The organism is Pseudomonas vranovensis (assembly GCF_040438935.1).
GTDB classification, from domain to species: Bacteria; Pseudomonadota; Gammaproteobacteria; order Pseudomonadales; family Pseudomonadaceae; genus Aquipseudomonas; species Aquipseudomonas vranovensis.
In genome coordinates this window covers 1,475,188-1,497,600 of sequence record NZ_CP159259.1, presented here as the reverse complement: position 1 = coordinate 1,497,600, position 22,413 = coordinate 1,475,188, and the positions used below count along the sequence as shown (strand labels likewise).

The 22,413-nt window shown below is 63.4% G+C and carries 14 protein-coding genes; 9 read left to right on the top strand and 5 right to left on the bottom strand.

What is annotated here, in order from left to right; genetic code table 11:
* Positions 1-15: 15 nt before the first annotated feature.
* Complete coding sequence (gene zwf, locus ABVN19_RS07050; protein ID WP_105642603.1) at positions 16-1,518, bottom strand: glucose-6-phosphate dehydrogenase; 1,503 nt, start codon at positions 1,516-1,518, stop codon at positions 16-18.
* Complete coding sequence (gene gnd, locus ABVN19_RS07045; protein ID WP_256585930.1) at positions 1,515-2,519, bottom strand: phosphogluconate dehydrogenase (NAD(+)-dependent, decarboxylating); 1,005 nt, start codon at positions 2,517-2,519, stop codon at positions 1,515-1,517. The genes zwf and gnd overlap by 4 nt, the downstream gene beginning before the upstream one ends.
* 177 nt (positions 2,520-2,696) lie before the next feature.
* On the opposite strand from gnd, the gene ABVN19_RS07040 reads away from it, so the two are divergent.
* A complete protein-coding gene (locus ABVN19_RS07040) occupies positions 2,697-2,864 on the top strand; it encodes a DUF6026 family protein (RefSeq protein WP_167332089.1) in 168 nt (55 codons plus the stop codon).
* Positions 2,865-2,914: 50 nt separating this feature from the next.
* On the opposite strand, the gene ABVN19_RS07035 is transcribed toward ABVN19_RS07040, so the two are convergent.
* Positions 2,915-3,409 carry a GNAT family N-acetyltransferase gene (locus ABVN19_RS07035; RefSeq protein ID WP_028941928.1) on the bottom strand — a complete coding sequence of 165 codons (495 nt, stop codon included), beginning with the start codon at positions 3,407-3,409 and terminating at the stop codon, positions 2,915-2,917.
* A 415-nt stretch (positions 3,410-3,824) separates the two neighbouring features.
* Between ABVN19_RS07035 and glgA the strand changes: the two genes are divergently transcribed.
* The 8 genes from glgA (at position 3,825) to ABVN19_RS06995 (ending at position 16,752) form a co-directional block, all read left to right on the top strand.
* Positions 3,825-5,381 (top strand): glycogen synthase GlgA, encoded by a 1,557-nt coding sequence (gene glgA, locus ABVN19_RS07030; RefSeq protein ID WP_028941927.1) that lies wholly within the window; start codon positions 3,825-3,827, stop codon positions 5,379-5,381.
* Positions 5,382-5,418: 37 nt separating this feature from the next.
* Complete coding sequence (gene treZ, locus ABVN19_RS07025; RefSeq protein ID WP_105642620.1) at positions 5,419-7,176, top strand: malto-oligosyltrehalose trehalohydrolase; 1,758 nt, start codon at positions 5,419-5,421, stop codon at positions 7,174-7,176.
* Positions 7,169-9,238: a 4-alpha-glucanotransferase gene (gene malQ / locus ABVN19_RS07020; protein WP_105642605.1), complete on the top strand. Its 2,070-nt coding sequence runs from the start codon at positions 7,169-7,171 to the stop codon at positions 9,236-9,238. The genes treZ and malQ overlap by 8 nt, the downstream gene beginning before the upstream one ends.
* Positions 9,235-12,003, top strand: a complete 2,769-nt coding sequence (locus tag ABVN19_RS07015; RefSeq protein WP_105642606.1) for a malto-oligosyltrehalose synthase — start codon at positions 9,235-9,237, stop codon at positions 12,001-12,003. The genes malQ and ABVN19_RS07015 overlap by 4 nt, the downstream gene beginning before the upstream one ends.
* Positions 12,004-12,021: 18 nt before the next feature.
* Entirely contained in the window at positions 12,022-12,270 is a 249-nt protein-coding gene (locus ABVN19_RS07010; RefSeq protein ID WP_028941923.1) for a DUF2934 domain-containing protein, read from the top strand.
* A 61-nt stretch (positions 12,271-12,331) separates the two neighbouring features.
* The gene (glgX, locus tag ABVN19_RS07005) at positions 12,332-14,488 is read left to right on the top strand and encodes a glycogen debranching protein GlgX (protein ID WP_105642607.1); all 2,157 of its coding nucleotides are present in this window, start codon (positions 12,332-12,334) and stop codon (positions 14,486-14,488) included.
* 64 nt (positions 14,489-14,552) lie between these two features.
* The gene (locus tag ABVN19_RS07000) at positions 14,553-15,347 is read left to right on the top strand and encodes an endonuclease/exonuclease/phosphatase family protein (RefSeq protein WP_051270396.1); all 795 of its coding nucleotides are present in this window, start codon (positions 14,553-14,555) and stop codon (positions 15,345-15,347) included.
* A gap of 304 nt (positions 15,348-15,651) precedes the next feature.
* Positions 15,652-16,752 (top strand): autotransporter outer membrane beta-barrel domain-containing protein, encoded by a 1,101-nt coding sequence (locus ABVN19_RS06995; protein WP_028941920.1) that lies wholly within the window; start codon positions 15,652-15,654, stop codon positions 16,750-16,752.
* 133 nt (positions 16,753-16,885) lie between these two features.
* On the opposite strand, the gene glgB is transcribed toward ABVN19_RS06995, so the two are convergent.
* Together glgB and treS are read right to left on the bottom strand one after the other, a co-directional pair.
* Positions 16,886-19,096: a 1,4-alpha-glucan branching protein GlgB gene (gene glgB, locus ABVN19_RS06990; RefSeq protein ID WP_028941919.1), complete on the bottom strand. Its 2,211-nt coding sequence runs from the start codon at positions 19,094-19,096 to the stop codon at positions 16,886-16,888.
* Positions 19,096-22,407, bottom strand: a complete 3,312-nt coding sequence (gene treS, locus ABVN19_RS06985) for a maltose alpha-D-glucosyltransferase (protein WP_105642608.1) — start codon at positions 22,405-22,407, stop codon at positions 19,096-19,098. The genes glgB and treS overlap by 1 nt, the downstream gene beginning before the upstream one ends.
* Positions 22,408-22,413 lie beyond the last annotated feature (6 nt).

Below are 22,413 nucleotides of genomic sequence, written 5' to 3'. Positions count from 1 at the left end.
CTCCTCTTGCGTGCGTTAACCAATGCTGTGCCAGACCCTCCGATCCCGGGCCAGCAACTCGTCAGCCGCGGCCGGGCCGTCTTCACCGGCGGCATAGGGTTGCACCTCGCCGCCCTCCGCCCAGGCATCGAGAAATGGCTGCACCGCACGCCAGCCGTTCTCGATGTTGTCGGCGCGCTGGAACAGTGTCTGGTCGCCTGTCAGGCAGTCGTAGATCAGGGTCTCGTAGCCGGTGGACGGCTGCATTTTGAAGAAATCCTTGTAGGCAAACCCAAGCTCGACGTTCTCCATCGCCAGGGCCGGGCCTGGCCGCTTGGCTTGCAGGTCAAACCACATGCCTTCGTTGGGCTGGATCTGGATCTTCAAATAGTTGGGCTTGAGCTTGTCGACTTCGGTGTCGCGAAACTGTGCATAGGGCGCAGGCTTGAAGCAGATGGCGATCTCGGTATCGCGCACACTCATGCGCTTGCCAGTGCGCAGGTAGAACGGCACCCCCACCCAGCGCCAGTTGTCGATCATCACCTTCAGCGCCACGTAGGTTTCGGTCTGGCTTTGCGGGTCGACCCGCGGTTCCTCGCGGTAGCCGGACAGTTTCTTGCGTCCCAGCTTGCCGGCGGTGTACTGCCCGCGTACCGAGTTCTTCAGGGCCATGTTCTTCGACCAGGGGCGAATGGCGCCGATGACCTTGGCCTTCTCGCTGCGTACTGCATCAGCGCCAAATGCCGCGGGCGGCTCCATGGCAACCATGGCCAACAGTTGGAACAGGTGATTGGGCACCATGTCACGTAGGGCACCGGTATGGTCATAGAAGGCGCCCCGGGTCTCCACCCCGACAGTTTCAGCGGCGGTGATCTGCACATGGTCGATGTAATGGTTGTTCCAGAAGGCCTCGAACAGGCCGTTGGAGAATCGACTGACCAGAATGTTCTGCACCGTCTCCTTGCCCAGGTAATGATCGATGCGGTAGATCTGTTTCTCGCTCATCACCTTGAGCAGGCAGGCGTTGAGCGCCTCGGCGCTGGCCAGGTCCGAACCGAACGGTTTCTCCACTACCACCCGGCGAAAGCCCTCGGTTTCGTCGAGCAGGCCAGCGGCCCCCAGACGCTGCACCACTTCGCCGAAAAAGCGCGGTGAAGTGGCCAGGTAAAACACCGCATTGCCGCTTGGGTTCTTTTCAATCCGCTGGGCGATGGCCTGGTAGGTAGCCTCGTCAAGAAAGTCGCCGGTAAGGTAGCCAATGCGTTTGGCCAAACGGCTCCAACGCTTGTCGTCCAGGCACTTTTCGGCGCCTTCGCTGGCCTTGTCGCGCTCGCGCATGAACGCTTCCAGGCGTTCGGCGAATTCGGCGTCGGTGGCGCTGTTATGGTCCACCCCGACAATGCGCAGGTTTTTGTCCAGTAAGCCATCACGGCTGAGGTTGTAGAGTGCCGGCATCAACAGGCGCTTGACCAGGTCGCCGTTGGCGCCAAACAGGAACAGGGTGCAAGGCGGAGCCGCTTCGATCTGTGGTGTAGTCATTCGGGCTTTTTCTCGACATGGCCACCGAAACCGAAACGCATTGCCGAAAGCATCCGATCGGCGTAGGTGCCCTGCTGCTGACGTGAACGGAAGCGGGCGAACAGCGCACTCGACAGCACCGGCACCGGCACCGCCTGCTCCACGGCGGCATCAATAGTCCAGCGCCCTTCGCCACTGTCGGCCACCGAACCGCTGTAGCCGCCCAATTGCGGGTCTGCCACCAGGGCGTCGGCCGTGAGGTCCAGCAACCAGGAGGTCACCACGCTGCCGCGACGCCACACCTCGGCGATCTCGGCCATGTCCAGGTCAAAGCGCTGTTCGGCCGGCAAGGCATCACTGCCCTTGCTCTTGAGGATGTCGAATCCCTCGGCGTAGGCCTGCATCAGGCCGTACTCGATACCATTGTGGATCATCTTCACATAGTGCCCGGCACCTGCCGGGCCGGCATGGATGTACCCTTGCTCGGCGCACCCGGCCGGGCCCTGGCGGCCTCGAGTGCGGGGGATGTTGCCGACACCGGGGGCCAGTGTGGCAAACAGCGGGTCGAGGCGATCGAAGACCGCCTTCTCGCCACCGATCATCATGCAGTAGCCACGCTCCAGGCCCCAGACGCCACCCGAGGTGCCCACATCCATGTAATGCAGCTGCCGCTTGCCCAGGTCGCTGGCACGACGGATGTCGTCCTTGTAGAAGGTGTTGCCGCCATCAATGATCACATCGTCGGCGTCCAGCAGGTCGGCCAGTTGCGCGATGGTCTGCTCGGTCGGCTCACCCGCCGGCAGCATCACCCACACCGCGCGCGGCTTGTGCAGCTTGCCCACCAGCGCGCCCAGGTCATGCGCGCCGACAGCACCCTCGGCTGCCAGGGACTCGACGGCCTTGCGGTCGCGGTCATGCACCACCGTCTGGTGGCCGCCGCGCATCAAACGTCTTGCGATATTGCCGCCCATGCGGCCCAGCCCCACGATTCCCAGTTGCATGTGCCGATGCTCCCCTTGAATGAAAACTGCCGGTTCAGGCCTTCAAGGTTAGTCCAGCACCGGCAGACTTGGTTCAGCGACGAACGGCAAGACAGCAAGAAACAAAAAAGTTCCCATGCACTTAAAAAGAATTCAGAATCCCCGACCGACCGAGCAACTACGCTTGTACTCAACAACCAGCCATTTGCGAGGTGTGCAATGGGAACCCTTCTGGCGAAAATGCCGCCCCAGACGCTCTACGTCACCATTACCCGGGAAGAGTTGCGGCGCCTGCGGGAAGAACGCGAGCTGTTGCAACAGCAAGTCGCCACGCTGAGTCGACAGTTGGAACAAGCCAAGTCCGACAGTAAAAATTCTCTCGCCTGATACTCACGGGCAGGCTCTCCCCCACCTGCCCGTTCACTGTTGCCCCAACCCTACAACACCTTGGTCCAGAACTGCATGGCGCCATAGGCCGGGTCGAAGCGGGCATGTTCAAAACCGAAGGTGCGGTAGCTGCCCTGGGCTGCGGGATTGCCTTCGAGCACCTCCAGGGTCAGCTTGCAGCAGCCGCGCTGGCGGGCGATTTCTTCGACCTTGGTCAACATGCGCTGGCTCAACCCTTTGCCGCGATGAGCCGGCACCACCGACACGTCATGAATGTTCACCAGCGGCCGGCAGGCAAAGGTCGAGAACCCTTCAAAGCAGTTCACCAGCCCCGCCGGCTGGCCATCGACAAAGGCCAGCACGCTGAAGGCATGCGGCCGCCGGGCCAGCTCCTCCGGCAGCTGCGCCAGCAGGTGCGGGTCAAGCGCCTGGCCGCCGCCCATGGGGTCCCGGGCATACTGGTCCAGCACCAGGCCGATGGCTTCCGCGTGCATCGGGTTGCTGTAGCTGGCCTGTAAAACCAGAATCTGTTCGGCGGCGTCCATGGTCATCCTTGTCCCTGTAATAAGTGTTGCCCCGGCAAGGCTGGGGAAAGTCGGGCGATTGTACGGTATGACACAGACCGAAAGTAAAGTGACCAGCGGGTCACATTCCCCCACGTATCTCTCCTACACTCAGTAGCGGCCACGAGATTGTTCGGAAAACCAGGCTGAAAAAAGTCGAACTTTCTGAAATCGCAACAGGTCAGCAATTTAGTAGGCCATCGTTTCTGGTCAACCAGGCGCGGCCCACCCACCCCAATCTGTCACCACGCCGCCGGCACGGATCGCCGACTTGCGTAGCGCTTGCGCGCATGACGTCGGGGCATGGATCGCAATGCAACTCCACACATAGAGAGACGCCTTTAGCAGACACACAACAACGGGTGACCACACCCGCAACATAGGGACGGAGAGAAGTATGATCAGTGCCGCTGTCGAGCCTAACGTAGAGCATTTCACCCCGGACAACCGTGAGCCGCTGGCCACGCATTTCAATACGACAGCCAAGGCACCCGACGCCGACTCCCGGCACACGCAAAAACGCAAGGTATTGTTCGTCACCTCTGAAATTGCCGACCTGGTCAAGACCGGTGGCCTGGGCGATGTTTCCGCCGCCCTGCCCCGGGCCATGCGCCACCTGCACGACGTGCGCGTACTGATCCCCGGCTACCCGCAGGTGCTGGAAAGCGAGTACCCGATCCATCTGGTGGGAGAGTTGGGTGGGCACGCGGCGTTGCCGCCCTGCAAGATCGGTCGCATGGACCTGTCCGATGGCCTGGTGATCTATGTCTTGATCTGCCCGGAACTGTACCAGCGCGAAGGCACGCCCTATGGTGCCAACAATGGTCGAGACTGGCCTGACAACCACATCCGTTTTGCCCGTCTGGGCCTGGCCGCCGCCGAGATCGCCGCAGGCGAAGGCATGGTGCACTGGAAGCCGGATCTGGTGCATGCCCATGACTGGCCCGCAGGCCTGGCGCCGGCCTATATGCACTGGCGCGGTCTGCAAACCCCCACCCTGTTCACCATCCACAACCTGGCCTACCAGGGCGTGGTCAGCCGGGCCTGCTGCCCGGAGCTGGCCATCCCCGACCACGCCCTGCAACAGGAGGGCATGGAGTTCTACGGCAAGCTGTCGTTCCTCAAGGCGGGCCTGGCCTACTCCAGCCACATCACCACGGTCAGCGCCACCTACGCCCGGGAAATCACCACCCCGGACTTTGGCTGCGGCCTGGACGGCTTTCTTGGCAGCAAGGCCCAGCAAGGCCTGCTCAGTGGCATTCCCAACGGCATCGACGAAAGCTGGGACTCGGCCAGCGACCCGCACCTGGCCCGCCCGTTCAGCCTCAACGACTGGGAGGGCAAGGCGGTCAACAGCCGCCAGGTCCGTGAACTGTTCGAACTCGAGCCCTCCAGCGGCCCGCTGTTCGCGGTGGTCTCGCGGCTGGTCTACCAGAAGGGCCTGGACCTCACCCTGGGAGTGGCCGACTACATCGTCAGCCGGGGTGGCCAGATCGCGATCATCGGCCGCGGCGAGCCGGAAGAAGAACACGCCATGCGCGAACTGGCGCTGCGCTACCCCGGCCAGATCGGCGTGCGCATCGGCTTCAACGAAACCGATGCCCGGCGCATGTTTGCCGGCAGTGATTTCCTCCTGATGCCGTCGCGCTACGAGCCCTGCGGCCTGAGCCAGATGTACGCCCAGCGTTTCGGCTCGCTGCCGGTGGCGCGCAATACCGGCGGCCTGGCCGACACCATCGACAACGGCGTCACCGGCTTCCTGTTCGACGAATCCACCGTTGAAAGCTACCGCCAGGCCCTGAGCCGGGCCTTCTATGTCTATGGCAAGAAAGACCTGCTCAACGCCATGCGCTGCCTGGCCATGACCCAGCCCTTCAACTGGTGCCAGGCCGTGGAGCCCTATGCGCGGCTGTATGAGGAACTGGTGGAGCGGGCGCGGGTGATGGCGCGTTAAGGACGAGGTGGCAGGTATGCCCTTGAGGTCAGAGCCAATCGCGACCCACGGGGCCGTGATGCTTGATAGTGAAACCGCACGCTTTGCGTTATGGGCACCAGATGCCCACAGCGTAGAGGTGTGCCTGGAGCCGGATGTGCGCCACGCCCTTGAGCGCGGTGCCGACGGTTGGTTCAGCGCACGTCTGCCAGCCATCGCTGGCAGGCGCTACCGCTACTGCATCGACGGCGACCTGCAGGTGGCCGATCCGGCCTCGCGCTTTCAGCCTGAAGGCGTACACGGCCCCAGCCAACTGGTCGACCTTGCCAACTACCCCTGGCAGCACAGCCACTGGAACGGCCGCCCCTGGCCGGAGGCGGTGATCTACGAAGTCCACGTGGGCCTCATGGGCGGCTACGCCCAACTGATCCAGCAACTGCCGCGCCTTGCCGACCTGGGCGTGACCGCTATCGAATTGATGCCCCTGGGCCAGTTTCCCGGGGAGCGAAACTGGGGCTATGACGGCGTGCTGCCCTTTGCCCCACAGCACAGCTACGGCACGCCCGAGCAACTCTGCCATCTGATCGACCAGGCCCACGGCCACGGTTTGATGGTGCTGGTGGATGTGATCTACAACCACTTCGGCCCCGACGGCAATTACTTGAACCGCTACGCATCCGGCTTCTTTCGCCAGGATAAGCACACCCCCTGGGGGGCGGCCATCGATTTTCGCAGCCCGCAAGTGTGCGACTTTTTCATCGAGAACGCCCTGATGTGGCTGCACGTCTATCGCGTCGACGGCCTGCGCCTGGACGCCGTGCATGCCATCGGGCACCCCGAATACTTGCGCGAGCTGAGCCAGCGGGTGCGCCAGTCGCTGGCACCCGAGCGGCAGGTCTGGCTGGTGCTGGAGAACGAGCACAACCAGGCGCACCTGCTTGAACAGGCGTACGACGGCCAATGGAATGATGACGGTCACAACGCCCTGCATGTGTTGCTCACCGGCGAGCACGAAGCCTACTACGCCGACTACCGCCAGGCGACCATCCAGAAACTTGCCCGCTGCCTGAGCCAGGGGTTCGTGTTCCAGGGCGAAGCGGACCGCACCGGTCGCCCGCGCGGCGAGCCCAGCGCGCACCTGCCGCCCTGCGCCTTTGTGCTGTTCCTGCAGAACCACGACCAGGTCGGCAACCGTGCCCTTGGTGAACGCTTGACGCGGCTGTGTCCGCCCCAGGCCCTGCGCGCCGCCACCACCCTGTTGTTGCTGTCGCCAATGATCCCGCTGCTGTTCATGGGTGAGGAATGGGGCAGCGAGACACCGTTCCTGTTTTTTACCGACCACCACGATGAACTGGCCGACGCCGTGCGCGAAGGGCGACGGGCCGAGTTCGCCGGCTTCACCGCCTACGCCGACCCGTTGCAGCGGGCCGCCATTCCCGACCCCAATGCCCTGGCCACCTACAGCGCTTCGCGCCCCCTGGTGCCAGATACCCCTCAGCAACCCTGGCAGGCTTTTTACCGCCAGCTGTTGCACCTGCGTCACCAGCACATCGTCCCCCACTTGTCCGGCTGCCACGCCGAAGGCGCCGAGGTGATCGGCGACAAGGCACTGAGTGCGCGCTGGCGCCTGGCCGATGGTCGCACCCTGCGCATTGACCTGAACCTGAGCGCAGCACCGGTGCCCTGCATGCTGCCCCAGGTCTCGACTCACGTGTATGCCTGCACGAGCGAGCCGTTGCCCAGCGACCAACTCCCCCCTTTTGCCACCCTGGTCAGCCTGCTGCCCAGCCCATCGCCGGAGCCTGTCCATGACTGACGCACACCTGCAGGAACTGGCAGCCCTTGCCGGGCTTTCTGTGGACTGGATCGACGCCAATGGGCGAGCACAACGGGTCAGCGATGATGCCTTGCGCCAGGTACTGGCTGGGCTTGGCCATCCGGCCGACGACCCCGTAGCCATTGCCGCGAGCCTGGCCGCCCTGAGGACCGCCCACGACGCCCGGCACCTGCCGCCGCTGTTCACCGTCGATGAGCAGCAGGCGCTGGACCTGTCTGCCTACTTTGCCGCCGCCAGCCCCGTTCGCGTGCAGCTTGAAGACGGCAGCGAACAACACCTGCAGCTCGACCCGAACGCCGCCCTGGCGCCGGGACTGCCAGTCGGCTATCACCAGGTGAGCATCGATGAGCGTCACTTTACCCTCGCCGTTGCCCCTACCCGTTGCTTCAGTTTCAGCGATGCATTGCACACGCCAACGCCGCGCTGCTGGGGTATCAGCGCCCAGCTCTACAGCCTGCGCCGCTCCGGTGATGGCGGCTACGGCGATTGCCAGGCACTGGAGCAACTGGCCCGCAGCGCCGCCGAACGGGGTGCCGATGCCCTGGCCATCAGCCCGCTGCACGCGATGTTCGCCAGCGACACTGGGCGCTACAGCCCGTACTCGCCGTCCAGTCGCCTGTTCCTCAACAGCCTGTACGCCAACCCTTCCGTCATATTGGGTGAGCATGTGGTGCGCGTGGCCATCGATACCCTGGGGCTTGAACCGGCCCTTGAGAAGCTCGAAGCACTGCCGCTGATCGACTGGCCCATGGCGGGGGCGGCGCGCTACCAGCTGCTGCAGGTGCTGTTTGATGATTTCATCGACGGCGATCATCCCTTGCGGGCCGATTTCGACAGCTACTGTGCCCATGCCGGCGATGCCCTGGAACAACATTGCCGGTTTGAAGCGCTGCTGGCGGAGGCTTGCACCCGGGGCCTGAACCCCGACTGGCGGCAATGGCCGAACGCCTGGCATGACCCCCAGAGCCCCGAAGTTGCAGCCTTTGCCCGTGAGCACCGCGAACAGATCCAGTTTCACGCCTTTTGCCAATGGCTGGTCGAACGCAGCCTGCAGCGCGCTCAGGATGCTGCCCGCAGCAACGGCATGGCCATCGGCCTGATCGCCGACCTGGCCGTGGGCGCCGACGGTGCCGGCAGCCAGGCCTGGAGCCGCCAGGACGAGCTGCTGGCCGGGCTCAATGTCGGTGCGCCACCCGACATCCTCAACCGCTCGGGACAGAACTGGGGCATCTGTGCCTTTTCCCCCGAAGGCCTGCGACGCAATGGCTATCGCGCCTTTATCGAGATGCTGCGGGCCAACTTCGCCCATGCCGGGGGCCTGCGCATCGACCACATCATGGGCCTGCAGCGTCTCTGGCTGGTGCCACTGGGCGCCCATGCCCGTGACGGCGCCTACCTCAATTATCCGCTGGACGATCTACTGCGCCTGCTGTGCCTGGAGTCGGTGCGTCACCGCGCCGTTGTCCTGGGTGAAGACCTGGGCACCGTTCCCGCCGGGCTTCGGGAAAAACTCGGGCAGCGCGCCATTCTCGGTATGCGCGTGCTGCAATTCGAGCAGGACCCACCCGGCCACTTCAAACCCATTCTCGACTGGCCGGACAATGCCCTGGCCACCCCCAGCACCCACGACCTGCCGCCACTGGCCGGCTGGCTGCAGGCCCGCGACATCGACTGGAACCAGCGTCTGGGCCTGATCGATGCCATCACCGAACGGCACTGGCGCGAAACCCGTCAACAGGAGCGGCTGGGGCTGCAGCGTACCCTGGAGCACAATTACGGTGCCCTGGCCGACACCGATGGGCTGATCGACGCCTGCGTTCGCTTTCTCGGGCACACCCATGCTCCGTTGGTGTTGCTGCCGCTGGAGGATCTGCTGGGCATCGACGAGCAACCCAACCTGCCCGGCACAGTCGATAGCCACCCCAACTGGCGCCGTCGCTTTGCCCTGCCGGCCAATGCGCTGCTCGACGACGATGACGCCGCACGACGCCTGGAACTGCTCGCCCAGGCCCGCGAGCAGGCCTGGGAGCGCGACCGATGAAACCCTTGAGCGCCACCCTGCGCCTGCAGTTCCATGCCGGCTTCAGCCTCGACGATGCAGTGCCGCTGGTGCCCTACTTTTCCCGCCTTGGCATCAGCCACCTGTATGCCTCCCCGCTGCTCAGTGCCAGGCCGGGCTCGATGCACGGCTACGATGTGGTCGACCCGACCCGGATCAACCCCGAGCTTGGCGGTGAAGCGGCACTGATTCGCCTGGTGGCTGCGCTGCGCCAGCATGGCATGGGACTGATCCTGGATATCGTCTCCAATCACATGGCCGTGGGCAGCGACAACCCCTGGTGGCAAGACCTGCTGACCTGGGGCCGACGCAGCCGTTACGCGACGTTCTTCGATATCCAATGGCACTCCAGCGATCCCTTGCTGGAAGGCCAGTTGCTGTTGCCCTTTCTGGGCAGCGACTATGGCGCGGTGTTGCAGGCAGGTGACCTGAAGCTGCGTTTCGATTCAGCCAGGGGCAGCTTTCATGTACAGCACCATGAGCACCGCTTTCCCATCAGCCCGACCGACTACGGGCAAATTCTTTGCCTGAGCGACAGCACCGAGGTTCAGGCCCTGGGCATGCGCTTTGTCGCCCTGCACAGCGCAATGCAGGCCGCCGACAAGGCGCCAGGTTTGCAGCAGGAGCTGGCGGCGCTGGCCATCGAGTACCCCATCGATCATCTGCTGCCGGCCTTCGACGGCCGCAGCACCGAGGGTTTCGAGCGCCTGCACGGTTTGCTGGAAAGCCAGGCGTACCGCCTGGCCAGCTGGCGCACCGCGGCCGACGACATCAACTGGCGGCGTTTTTTCGACATCAACGAATTGGGCGGTTTGCGGGTCGAACGCAGCGAGGTGTTCGAGGCCACCCACCACATGCTCTTCGAGCTGATCCGCCGCGGCCTGGTCGACGGCCTGCGCATCGACCACATCGACGGCCTGGCCGATCCGCGCGGCTATTGCCGCAAACTGCGCCGACGGGTGGACCGGCTGCTGGCCGAGCGCCCCTTGAGTGCAGCGCTGGACCATTTCCCCATTTATGTCGAAAAAATTCTCGCCGCCAATGAACAGTTGCACAGCGACTGGGGCATGGATGGCACCACCGGCTACGAGTTCATGAACCAGGTCAGCCTGCTGCAGCATGACCCGACCGGGGAAGCCATATTGGGTGAAGCCTGGAGCGCCCTCAGTGAACGCCCGGGCTTCGCCGAGGAAGTACGCCTGGCCCGCCAGCAGGTGCTCAATGGCAGCCTGGCCGGCGACTTCGAGTCGGTGGCCCAGGCGTTACTGCAGGTGGCCCGTGACGATCTGATGAGTCGCGACCTGACCCTGGGCGCAATACGCAGGGCTCTGCAGGCACTGGTCGAGCACTACCCGGTATACCGCACCTACCTCAACGCCGCTGGCCGTCCCGTCGAGGACGAAGCCTTTTTCCAGCATGCCTTGCAGGGTGCCCGAAAAACCCTGGGCGAAGGCGACTGGCCGGTGCTCGATGCCCTGCAAAACTGGCTGGGAGGCCAGCCCTGGCGCCGCCTGCCCGCCGGGCGCGCACGCAAGCACCTGCGCCATGCCTGCATTCGCTTCCAGCAATTGACCTCGCCAACCGCCGCCAAAGCCGTGGAGGACACCGCCTTTTACCGCTCAGCGCTGCTGCTTTCACGCAATGATGTGGGCTTCGACGCCGAGCGGTTCAGTGCGCCGGTCGAGGACTTCCATCAGGTCTGCCTGCAACGTCAGCACACCTTCCCGCTCAACCTGCTGAGCACCGCCACGCACGACCACAAACGTGGCGAAGACAGCCGCGCGCGCCTGGCAGTACTGAGTGAGCGCAGCGCGTGGCTGGTCAGCCGGGTGGAGCACTGGCGAGAATTGGCAGCGCCCCTGCGCACCGAACTGGCCGACGGCGTGGCCCCTGCCCCCGGTGATGAGTGGCTGCTGTACCAGACGCTGCTGGGCAGTTGGCCGTTGGCCCTGGATGAAAGCGACCCAGTGGCCCTGCGCACCTATGTGCAGCGCTTGCAACAGTGGCAACGCAAGGCGTTGCGCGAAGCCAAGCTGCGTAGCAGCTGGAGCGCCCCGAACGACGTTTATGAACAGGCTTGCCTGGGCTTTGTCGAAGCCCTGCTGCTGGACCCGCAGAACCAGCAACTGCGTCATTCCATTGCCCTGGCCGCACAGTCCATTGCCTGCGCCGGCGCCCTGAACAGCCTCGGCCAGTGCCTGCTGCGCATGACCGCACCGGGGGTGCCGGACGTGTATCAGGGCAATGAATTCTGGGACTTGAGCCTGGTGGACCCGGACAACCGCCGCGCCGTTGATTTTGCCGAACGCCGCCAAGCCCTGGATGAAAGCACCAGCACGGCGCAGCTACTCCAGGATTGGCGCAATGGCCGGGTCAAGCAGGCGCTGATCAGCCAGGTGCTGGAACGTCGCCTGGACTATCCCGAGCTGTTTGCCGAGGGCCGTTACCTGCCGCTGGAGGTGCGCGGCAGACACGCCGAGCGGGTCCTGGCCTTTGCTCGCGTGGGTGACTCGGCGCGGGCGATCGTAATCGTCCCGCGGCTGGCCTGCGCCTTGCTTGCAGATACCCCGATTCCCTTGATCCCGGCGCAGAACTGGGACGACACACACCTGCTGTTGCCATCTGCCTTGTCACCTGCTAACTACACGGGACTTTTTGCCAGCAGCGCAGTCACAACCTCAAAGGAGCTGTTGCTCAGCGCTGTACTCAGGGAGTTCCCGGTCAACGTATTGATTGATCATGCCTAAGCCATCAGGAGCGTCGAGATGAGTGTCGAAGAAAAACGAATCCGCGAATTCGCCTACCAGATCTGGGAGTCCGAAGGTAAACCCGAAGGCCAGGAATCGCGCCACTGGGAGATGGCGCGCAAGCTGGCCGAAGCCGAAGCCCTGGCTCCCAAGGCCACCCCGCGCAAGGTCAAGGCCAAGCCGGGGGCGCCGCTGCAGGTGACGCCCGCCAAGCCGGCGGCAGCTAAAAAGCCGCGCAGTACGACCAAGAAACCGCCTGTTGCTTGATAGCCATCGCGGTGCGACGTTTCGACTTGCCCGCGATGTCCCAATACCAACAAGGAGTCCCATGACCAAGCCCAGACCCACCGACGCCCCCGTCGCCGAACCCTCGCGTATCCGCGAAGGCCTGCCCTTTCCGCTGGGCGCCACCTGGGACGGTCTGGGGGTCAATTTCGCCCTGTTCTCCGCTCATGCCACCAAGGTCGAACTGTGCCTGTTCGACTCAAGTGGTGAAGTTGAGCTCGAACGCATCGAGCTGCCCGAATACACCGACGAAATATTCCACGGCTACCTGCCCGACGCCCACCCGGGGCAGATCTACGGCTACCGGGTCCACGGCCCCTACGAGCCGCAGAACGGCCACCGTTTCAACCCCAACAAGCTGCTGATCGACCCGTATGCCAAGCAATTGATAGGCAGCCTGAAGTGGTCCGAAGCCCTGTTCGGCTACACCATCGGCCACCCCGACGGCGACCTGAGTTTCGATGAGCGCGACAGTGCGCCCTTCGTGCCCAAGTGCAAGGTCATCGACCCCGCCTACACCTGGGGCCGCGACCAACGCGTGGGCATTCCCTGGGAACGCACCATCCTCTATGAAGCCCACGTGCGCGGCATCAGCATGCGTCACCCGGCAGTGCCAGCCGGCAACCGCGGTACCTTTGCCGGGCTGATGTGCGACGAGTTGCTCGGTCATATCAAGCAGTTGGGGGTGTCTTCCATCGAGCTGCTGCCGATCCATGCCTACGTCAATGACCAGCACTTGCTGCAAAAGGGCCTGAACAACTACTGGGGCTACAACAGCATCGCGTTTTTCGCCCCACACCCGCGCTACCTGGCCAACGGCAAGATCGCCGAGTTCAAGGAAATGGTCGCGCACCTGCACGACGCCGGCCTGGAGGTGATTCTGGATGTGGTCTACAACCACACCGCCGAGGGCAACGAGTTGGGCCCGACCCTGTCGATGCGCGGTATCGACAACGCCTCTTACTACCGCCTGATGCCAGACGACAAGCGCTTCTACATCAACGACTCAGGCACCGGCAACACCCTGGACCTGAGCCACCCCTGCGTGCTGCAACTGGTCACCGATTCGCTGCGCTACTGGGCCGGCGAGATGCACGTGGACGGCTTTCGTTTCGACCTGGCCACCATCCTTGGGCGCTATCACGAAGGTTTCGATGAACGCCACAGCTTCCTCGTGGCCTGCCGCCAGGACCCCCTGCTCAGCCAGGTCAAGCTGATCGCCGAACCCTGGGACTGCGGCCCCGGCGGCTACCAGGTGGGCAACTTCGCTCCCGGCTGGGCCGAATGGAATGACCGTTTTCGCGACACGGTACGGGCCTTCTGGAAAGGCGACGAAGGCCAGCTGGCCGACTTTGCCGCACGCATGACCGCCTCTGGCGAGCTGTTCAACCGCCGCGGGCGACGGCCGTATGCCTCGATCAACTTCATCACCGCCCATGACGGTTTCACCCTGCGCGACCTGGTTTCGTACAACGACAAGCACAACGAGGACAACGACGAGAACAACCAGGATGGCAGCAACAACAACCTGTCCTGGAACCACGGCGCCGAGGGGCCGACCGACGACCCCGAGATCAACGCCTTGCGCCTGCGCCAGATGCGCAACTTCTTCGCCACCCTGCTATTGGCCCAGGGCACACCGATGATCGTCGCCGGTGATGAATTCAGCCGCACCCAGCACGGCAACAACAATGCCTACTGCCAGGACAGCGAAATCGGTTGGGTCAACTGGGACCTGGACGATGAAGGCGCGGCACTGCTCAAGTTCGTCAAGCGCCTGACCAAACTGCGCCTGGCTTACCCGGTGCTGCGCCGCTCGCGCTTTCTGGTCGGCGACTACAATGAGGCGATTGGGGTCAAGGATGTCACCTGGCTGGCCCCGGATGGCAGCGAGATGAGTGTTGAACAATGGCAGGACAGTCAAGGAAGGACGCTCGGCATGCTGATGGATGGTCGTGCCCAGGTCAGTGGCATCCCGCGACCGGGGGCCGATGCGACCTTGCTGTTGATCGTCAATGCCTACCACGATGCCGTCACCTTTACCTTGCCCCAGGTGCCCGAGGGCGAAAACTGGAACTGCCTGCTCGACACCGACCGGCCACAACTGCGCAAGGGCGAACAGCATGAGTTCGACTCGGCGCTGGAGGTAGCAGGACGGTCACTGGTGCTGCTGGAGTTGCAACGCGAGGACGACTCATGAAGGCCGGGAACTGAACCCGACCGGGGCCAGTCCCATGCAGTAGGCTTGCCGACAAGGAGCAATCGTGAATCTCGAACCGCACCCCACCCTCCTTGCAGATACCCGCCAGGCACCTCCGGTGCAGCGCTTGCGGGTGCTGACCGTCAACACTCACAAGGGCTTTACCGCCTTCAACCGTCGCTTCATCTTGCCGGAACTGCGCGAGGCGGTGCGCAGCACCCAGGCCGATATCGTGTTCCTGCAGGAAGTGCTCGGCAGCCACGACCGTCATGCCGCCCGCTACGCCGGCTGGCCGCAAACGTCGCAGTACGAATTCCTCGCCGACAGCATGTGGAGCGATTTCGCCTATGGGCGCAATGCCGTCTACCCGGACGGCCACCACGGCAACGCCCTGCTGTCCAAGTACCCGATCATCGAACACCGCAACCTCGACGTCTCGATCACCGGCCCCGAGCGCCGTGGCTTGTTGCATTGCGTACTGGATGTACCCGGGCAGCACCAGGTGCACGCCGTGTGCGTACACCTGTCGCTGCTGGAAAGCCACCGGCAAAAGCAGCTGCAGCTGCTGCGCCGACTGCTCGACTCGCTGCCGGTCGATGCACCGGTGATCATTGCCGGTGACTTCAATGACTGGAAGCTACGGGGCAACCGCACGCTGGGGTTGCACCGCGGGTTGCACGAGGCGTTCGAACGTCATCATGGCCTGCTTGCCCGCACGTACCCCGCCCGCCTTCCGTTGCTGCGCCTGGACCGTATCTACCTGCGCAATGCCAACAGTCACGCCCCGCAGATCCTGGGTAACAAACCCTGGAGTCACCTCTCCGACCACCTGCCCCTGGCCGTAGAAGTACACCTTTAGCAATGATTCGGCATAGCCACCACGGCTGAAAGAGCCGTGGCGACTATGAAACGTGAATAATTGTTAATTTTCAGCCAATTGGAGCATCCAATAGCTTGACAACAGATCTATAACGCCTTCTTGACGCCCGCCCGGTCCTCTCCTTAGCTACAAGTAATGCCGCATCCTTATTCCGAGCCTCTAGCTCGCGCCTTTCGGCGCGTGGCAGGAACTGTTTTTTGCTGGTTTGGGTCGCCCTCTGGTTTTGTCTTACAGCCCGTGACATCAGGCCAGGACCTTGGCTGTAATACAGAGGAGATCCGCCATGAAAAAAACTCCGACTCCTACGGGCTTTGAGTATGTTTTCTATGCGGTTTCCACGTCGCTGCTTCTTGCAACCCCGTTGGAAACCCATGCGTTGGGCCTGGAGGATAACGACCCGTTCAACAGCTTCATGCAGAGGCAAACCCAGGTAAAAGGACAAGACCTGCCGCCACCCACGCTGGTACTGGTACCCGTCAGTGCCAGTGGCCTGGGCCTGCACACCTTGAATGCATTTTCCGAACGCATGTCCGAGCACAACTCTCCGGCGGCCAGGGATGCCATTGCCAGCCAGTGGGCGCAGTTCTTCCCGGCACCGATGAAAAATGGCGCACCTGAACCTTCGCGCCTGGACGCGCGCACCCCGACCCTGCAGATCAGCCCGGACCTGTTCGTGCGTGAAACCGGCAGTGGCAATACTCACCGTGCCGGCTTCTTCGTTGGCCACAGTAACCTGCAGAGTGGTTTCGATGGCATGCACAAGCCCCAGGTCGGTGACAAGCAATCCACCGTCAGCCTCGATGGTGAAAGCCTGGGTGTGTACTGGAGCATGACCCACGCCCAGGGCTGGCACCTGGATGCCGTGGCCATGGGTACCCGTTTCGACATCAACGGGCGCAGCGAAACCGGCCAGCGCCTGGATGGCAATGGCCATGCGGTGACCTTGTCGGTTGAAGGCGGCTACCCTATCAGCCTGGGTGAGAACTGGACCATCGAGCCCCAGGCACAGTTGATCAACCAACAGTTCTTTCCTGGCAGCCAGACGCCGGCGGCTACCCAGCAAGCCTTCGATGAGCAACCGAACTGGACCGGCCGGGTCGGGGCCAAATTGTCGGCACGCTATAACCTGCGCGGCATGCCGATCGAACCCTTCCTGCGTACCAACGTCTGGTACGACTTCTCCCATTCCGACACTGTAAGCCTGGACCAGGTCGACAAGATCAGCAGCGGGCGCAACTCGGCCACAGTGGAAGTGGGATTGGGGCTGGTGGCACGGGTGACGCCCAAGGTCGCTCTGTTTGTCAGTGCCGACTACAGCAGCGATGTGGATGACAACGACTTGAATGGCCTGATCGGCAACCTGGGTGTGCGGGTCAGGTGGTAGGGCAGCAACTGTCTTGCACGGGCAAGGTTCTTTAGCCCCCACAGGTAGTGTATGTGCCGGTGGGAAGGGGCTTGCCCCGCGAAGGCCAGTGCAGGCAATACAGGCCTCGCGCGAGGAAAGCTCGCTCCAACAGTCAGGCGGGTCGCAGGATCAGCACGCCCAACGGTGGCAGGTTCAAGGCCAGCGACTGCGGCTGGCCGTGGCTGGGGATAGCCTCGCTGATGACCTCGCCCAGGTTGCCGTAGTTGGTGCCGGCATAGCCTTCGGCATCGCTGTTGAGCACCTCGGCCCAGCGCTCGCCAAAGGGCACCCCGATGCGATAGCGCTCCCTCGGCACCGGCGTGAAGTTCGCCACCACCAGCAATGGCTCGCCGCTCGCGCTCCAGCGCAGCCAGGCATAGACGCTGTTATGGGCATCGTCGCCGATCAGCCATTGGAACCCCTGGGGCAGGCAGTCCTGTTCGTGCAGCGCGCGCTCATCACGGTACAGGCGGTTGAGATCGCCGACCAGGCGCTGCACCCCCAGGTGCTCGGGGTACTTGAGCAGGTACCAGTCCAGTTCGCTGTCGTGGTTCCACTCGCGCCACTGGCCGAACTCGCAGCCCATGAACAGCAGCTTCTTGCCCGGATGGGTCCACATGAAGGTCAGGTAGGCGCGCAGGTTGGCGAACTTCTGCCAGCGGTCACCCGGCATCTTGTCGATCAGCGAGTGTTTGCCGTGGACCACTTCATCGTGGGAAATCGGCAGAATGAAATGCTCGGAGTAGGCGTAGATCAGCCCGAAGCTCATCTCATTGTGATGGTAGGTACGGTGGATCGGGTCGTTCTGGATGTAATGCAGGGTGTCGTGCATCCAGCCCATGTTCCATTTGTAGGCAAAGCCCAGGCCGCCCTGCTGGGTCGGCTGGCTGACCCCGGGCCAGGCCGTGGACTCTTCAGCGATCACCAGGGCTCCCGGCGCTTCAAGCGCGACCACATCGTTTAGGTGGCGAAGAAAGTCGATGGCCTCGAGGTTTTCCCGACCACCATGGCGGTTGGGCACCCACTCGCCGGCTTTGCGTGAGTAGTCGCGGTAGAGCATCGAGGCCACGGCATCGACCCGCAGCCCGTCGATATGAAAATGCTTGAGCCAATGCAAGGCCGAGGCCAGCATGAAGCCATGCACTTCGGTGCGGCCCAGGTTGTAGATCAGCGTGTCCCAATCCTGGTGAAAGCCTTCGAGGGGGTTGTCGTACTCATACAGCGCCGTGCCGTCGAAGCGCGCCAGGCCATGGGTATCGGTGGGGAAATGTGCCGGCACCCAGTCGAGGATCACCCCGATGGATGCCTGGTGACAGGCATCGACGAAGGCGGCGAAGTCTTCTGCACTACCGTAGCGTGCAGTCGGCGCGAACAGCGACAGCGGCTGATAGCCCCATGAGCCGCCAAACGGATGCTCCATGATCGGCATCAGTTCGATATGCGTGAAGCCCATCTGCTGGATGTATGGCACCAGTCGTCCGGCGAGTTCGCGCCAGTTGTAGAAGCGCGCCACTTCACCGGTGTCGTCCAGCTCGCATTGCCAGGAGCCTGCGTGCAGCTCGTAGATCGACAACGGTGCATGGGTCGCCTGACGTTCACCACGGACCTGCATCCAGGCCTGGTCCTGCCAGTCGTGTGCCAAGGGGCCGGCCACCCGTGAGGCAGTGCTGGGCGGCAGCTCCGTGGCGCGGGCCAAGGGGTCGGCCTTGAGCGGCAGGATGCCTTCGCGACCCAGCACTTCGTACTTGTAGGCTTCGCCGGCCGTCAGGCGCGGCACGAAGATCTCCCACACGCCGGAAGGATGACGCAGGCGCATCGGGTGGCGACGCCCGTCCCAGTTGTTGAAATCGCCCACCACCGATACTCGCCGGGCATTGGGTGCCCACACGGAGAAGCGTACGCCGTCGATGCCTTCTACCTGTGTCAGTTGCGCGCCCATGCTGCCGGAAAGGTCACGGTGGTTGCCCTCGGCAAACAGATAAAGGTCCATGTCCCCCAGCAGCGGGCCGAAGCTGTAAGGGTCTTCGGTCAGTTGCTCGCCTCCGGCCCAGTTGATCCGCAGCACATAGGGCTGGTGCTCGGGCAGGTGAGCGATGAACAGGCCCGGCACCGATTGCTGCTCGAGTTCGCCCAGCACCCGCCCGTCATCACGGGCCAGGGCTTGAGCGCTCAAGGCATTGGGCAAATAGGCGCGGACAAACTGGCCGCCTGCACCATCCGGGTGCGGGCCGAGCACGGCGAACGGGTCGGCGTGCTCGGCCCTGACCAGGGCGTCGCTGTCTCGATGACCCAGCCCGCCTTCCTCGCGCTTGCGTTGATTCATTACGTTTCTCCCCAGGTACTTGTCAGGCCATGCAGGCCATGCAAAGGCACGGCCAGCCAACTTGGGCGGTTTTCGGCTTCATACAGGATTTCGTAGGCGGCCTTTTCCAGGCTGAACAGTTCCAGTGCCGCGCGCTCGCCGTCGGCATGTTCCCAGGCATGGGGCATGGCCGCGGTGGCCAGCCCATAGGCCTCGACAAAGGCATGCCGGGCCTGGTGCAGATAACGCCTGGCAACCCGCTGACGTGCCTGCCGGGCACTGTCCGAGAGGTCGACACTGGAGGCACTGCGCAGCACCATGGCAGCAGCATAGTCGAAGGATCGCAACACGCCGCTGACATCCTTGTAAGGGCTGTGCCTGGCCCTGCGCTCCTCGAGCAGGCGCGCAGGCTCACCCTCGAAATCGATCAGGTAGGCATCGCCCTGTACTACCAGTACCTGGCCCAGGTGCAGGTCGCCATGCACGCGCATCAACAGGCCGCCCTGGGCTTGCTTGCTCAGGGCCATGACCGTGGCCAGCAGGTCCTTGCGTTGCTGTTGCAGGTCATCGACCACAGCCTGGCTTTCGGGGTCCAGTTCGCCACGGTGCTGTTTGAGCACGTCCAGGGCACGGGTCAGTTGCGCGCTGATCTGCTTGCCCCAGGCCTGGCAATCGCGGGCGCTGCTGACACGCTGCTGGAAGGCCGACTCCTTGGTTGGGGCTGCGAGCAGCAGATGCATTTCGCCCAGGCGTTGCCCCAGCAACGCGGCAAAATCGGCCAGGTCCTGCAGCGCATCGGTATGGGCATCCAGCGTTTGCTCGCCGGGCTCCAGTTCGTCGCGGATAGCGCGTTCCAGGTTGTTCTGGGTCCAGTCCCAGGCGTCCCCCTGGTTGCTCAGGTAGCCTTGGGCAATCATCAGCAGGTGCGGTTGTTGCTGGGCATCGATACGGCTGACCCAGCCCAGCAAGGGCGAGATATTGGTAAAGCCTGAGGCCGTGAGGTAGGCGCTCATTTCCAGCTCCGGATGCACCCCCGGGTTGACCCGGCGGATCAGCTTGAGCACCAGGCTGCCGCCGACCACCACCGAGCTGTTGGACTGCTCGGCCGAGAGGTAGCGCACCTCGGCGTCGTCACCCAGGTTCAGGGCGGCCAGCTGCTCGGTGGCATTGAAACACAGCTCACCTTCGGCACAGGGCAACCGGGTACCTTGCTTGCAGCCGAACAGCACGGCACGAACAAAGCTTTCCAGCACGAAGCCATCGGTGATCAAACCCACCTGACGCCCGCGCCGTACCCGCGCCAGGGCCAACTGCTGGGGGGGCGCGCTGTTGATCTGCTCTTCGCCGATCAGGCCGAATGGCAGTTGATAGCGACTGCTGTGACCGCCACCTTTGACTTCGATCTCACTGAGCAGCACCGGACTGGTCGGCGCACCAAAGCGCACGCCATAGGCAATGTGTACCTGATCGATGCGGGTTTCCTTGCCAGCGAACCAGCGGCGCTTGGGCAGGTACTGCGGCAGGATGCTGTCTTGAAGGGTGTAGCGGGCCGGTGCTTCGAGCAACTCTTCCATGCGCTTTTTCAGTACCAGCGTGGTGAACTCCGGCAAGCTCTGGGCCGGTTCCTGGTGCCAGCTGGGCATCTGGTCCTTGGGCGCCAGCAGGAACCAATAGAAGCCATAGGGCGGCAGGGTCAACAGGAACGGCAGTTGGCCGATGGGCGGGAAGGCACTGGCGCCGAGCATTTCCACCGGGACCATTCCGGCGAACTGCGACAGGTCGAGTTCGGCGGCCTGGGCGGCACGGGAGACGTTGGCCACACACAGGATGATCTCGCTCTTGCCGTCGGGGCCGGTGTATTCGCGGATATACGCAAGGATACGGCGGTTGGTTGGCGAGAGCATTTTCAAAGTGCCCCGCCCGAAGGCTTTTTGCTGCTTGCGCACCGCCAGCAGGCGTCGGTTCCAGTTCAGCAGCGAGTGCGGATCATGGGCCTGGGTCTCGACGTTGACCGAGGCGTAGCCGTACAACGGGTCCATGATCGGCGGCAACACCAGGCGTGCCGGGTCGGCACGGGAGAAGCCGCCGTTGCGGTCGATCGACCACTGCATGGGGGTGCGCACCCCGTCGCGGTCGCCCAGGTAAATGTTGTCACCCATGCCAATCTCGTCGCCGTAGTACAGCGTTGGCGTGCCGGGCATCGACAACAGCAGGCTGGAGAGCAGCTCCACCCGCCGCCGGTCACGCTGCAGCAAGGGTGCCAGGCGCCGGCGAATCCCCAGGTTGATCCGTGCCCGACGGTCTTCGGCATAGTAGTTCCATAAGTAGTCGCGTTCGCGATCGGTGACCATCTCCAGGGTCAATTCATCGTGGTTGCGCAGGAAGATCGCCCATTGGCAGTTGGGGGGGATCTCCGGGGTCTGGCGCAGTATGTCGGTGATCGGAAACCGGTCTTCCTGGGCCACGGCCATGTACATGCGCGGCATCAGCGGGAAGTGAAACGCCATGTGGCACTCATCGCCCTGCCCTTCGCCGAAATACAGCTGGGTGTCTTCGGGCCACTGGTTGGCCTCGGCCAGCAGCATGCGGTCGGGGTAGTTGGCGTCGATCTCGGCGCGGATCTGCTTGAGCACCTGGTGGGTTTCGGGCAGGTTCTCGTTGTTGGTGCCATCGCGCTCGATCAGGTATGGGATGGCGTCCAGGCGCAGGCCGTCCACCCCCAGGTCGAGCCAGTAGCGCATGACCCCGATCACCGCCTTCATTACCTGGGGGTTGTCGAAGTTGAGGTCGGGCTGGTGCGAATAGAAGCGGTGCCAGAAGTACTGACCGGCCACCGGATCCCAGGTCCAGTTGGACTTCTCAGTGTCGAGAAAGATGATGCGCGTACCGTCGTATTTCTGGTCGGTGTCGGACCATACATAGAAGTCCCGGGCCTTGCTGCCGGGCTTGGCGTGACGGGCCTTCTGGAACCAGGCGTGCTGGTCGGAGGTGTGGTTGATGACCAGCTCGGTGATCACCCGCAGGCCGCGCCTGTGCGCCTCGGCGATAAAGCGCTTCACATCGGCCAGGGTGCCGTAGTCGGGATGTACGGCCTTGTACTCGGCAATGTCATAGCCGTCGTCGCGCCGTGGCGAAGGGTAGAACGGCAGTAACCACAGGGTATTGACACCAAGTTCCGCGATGTAGTCGAGCTTGGCGATCAGGCCGGGGAAATCACCGATGCCATCGTTGTTCGAGTCGAAGAACGATTTGACATGCACCTGGTAGATGATCGCGTCCTTGTACCACAGGGGATCGTCGATAAAGGCTGTCGGGCGGGTACGCTTGGCCATGGTCGA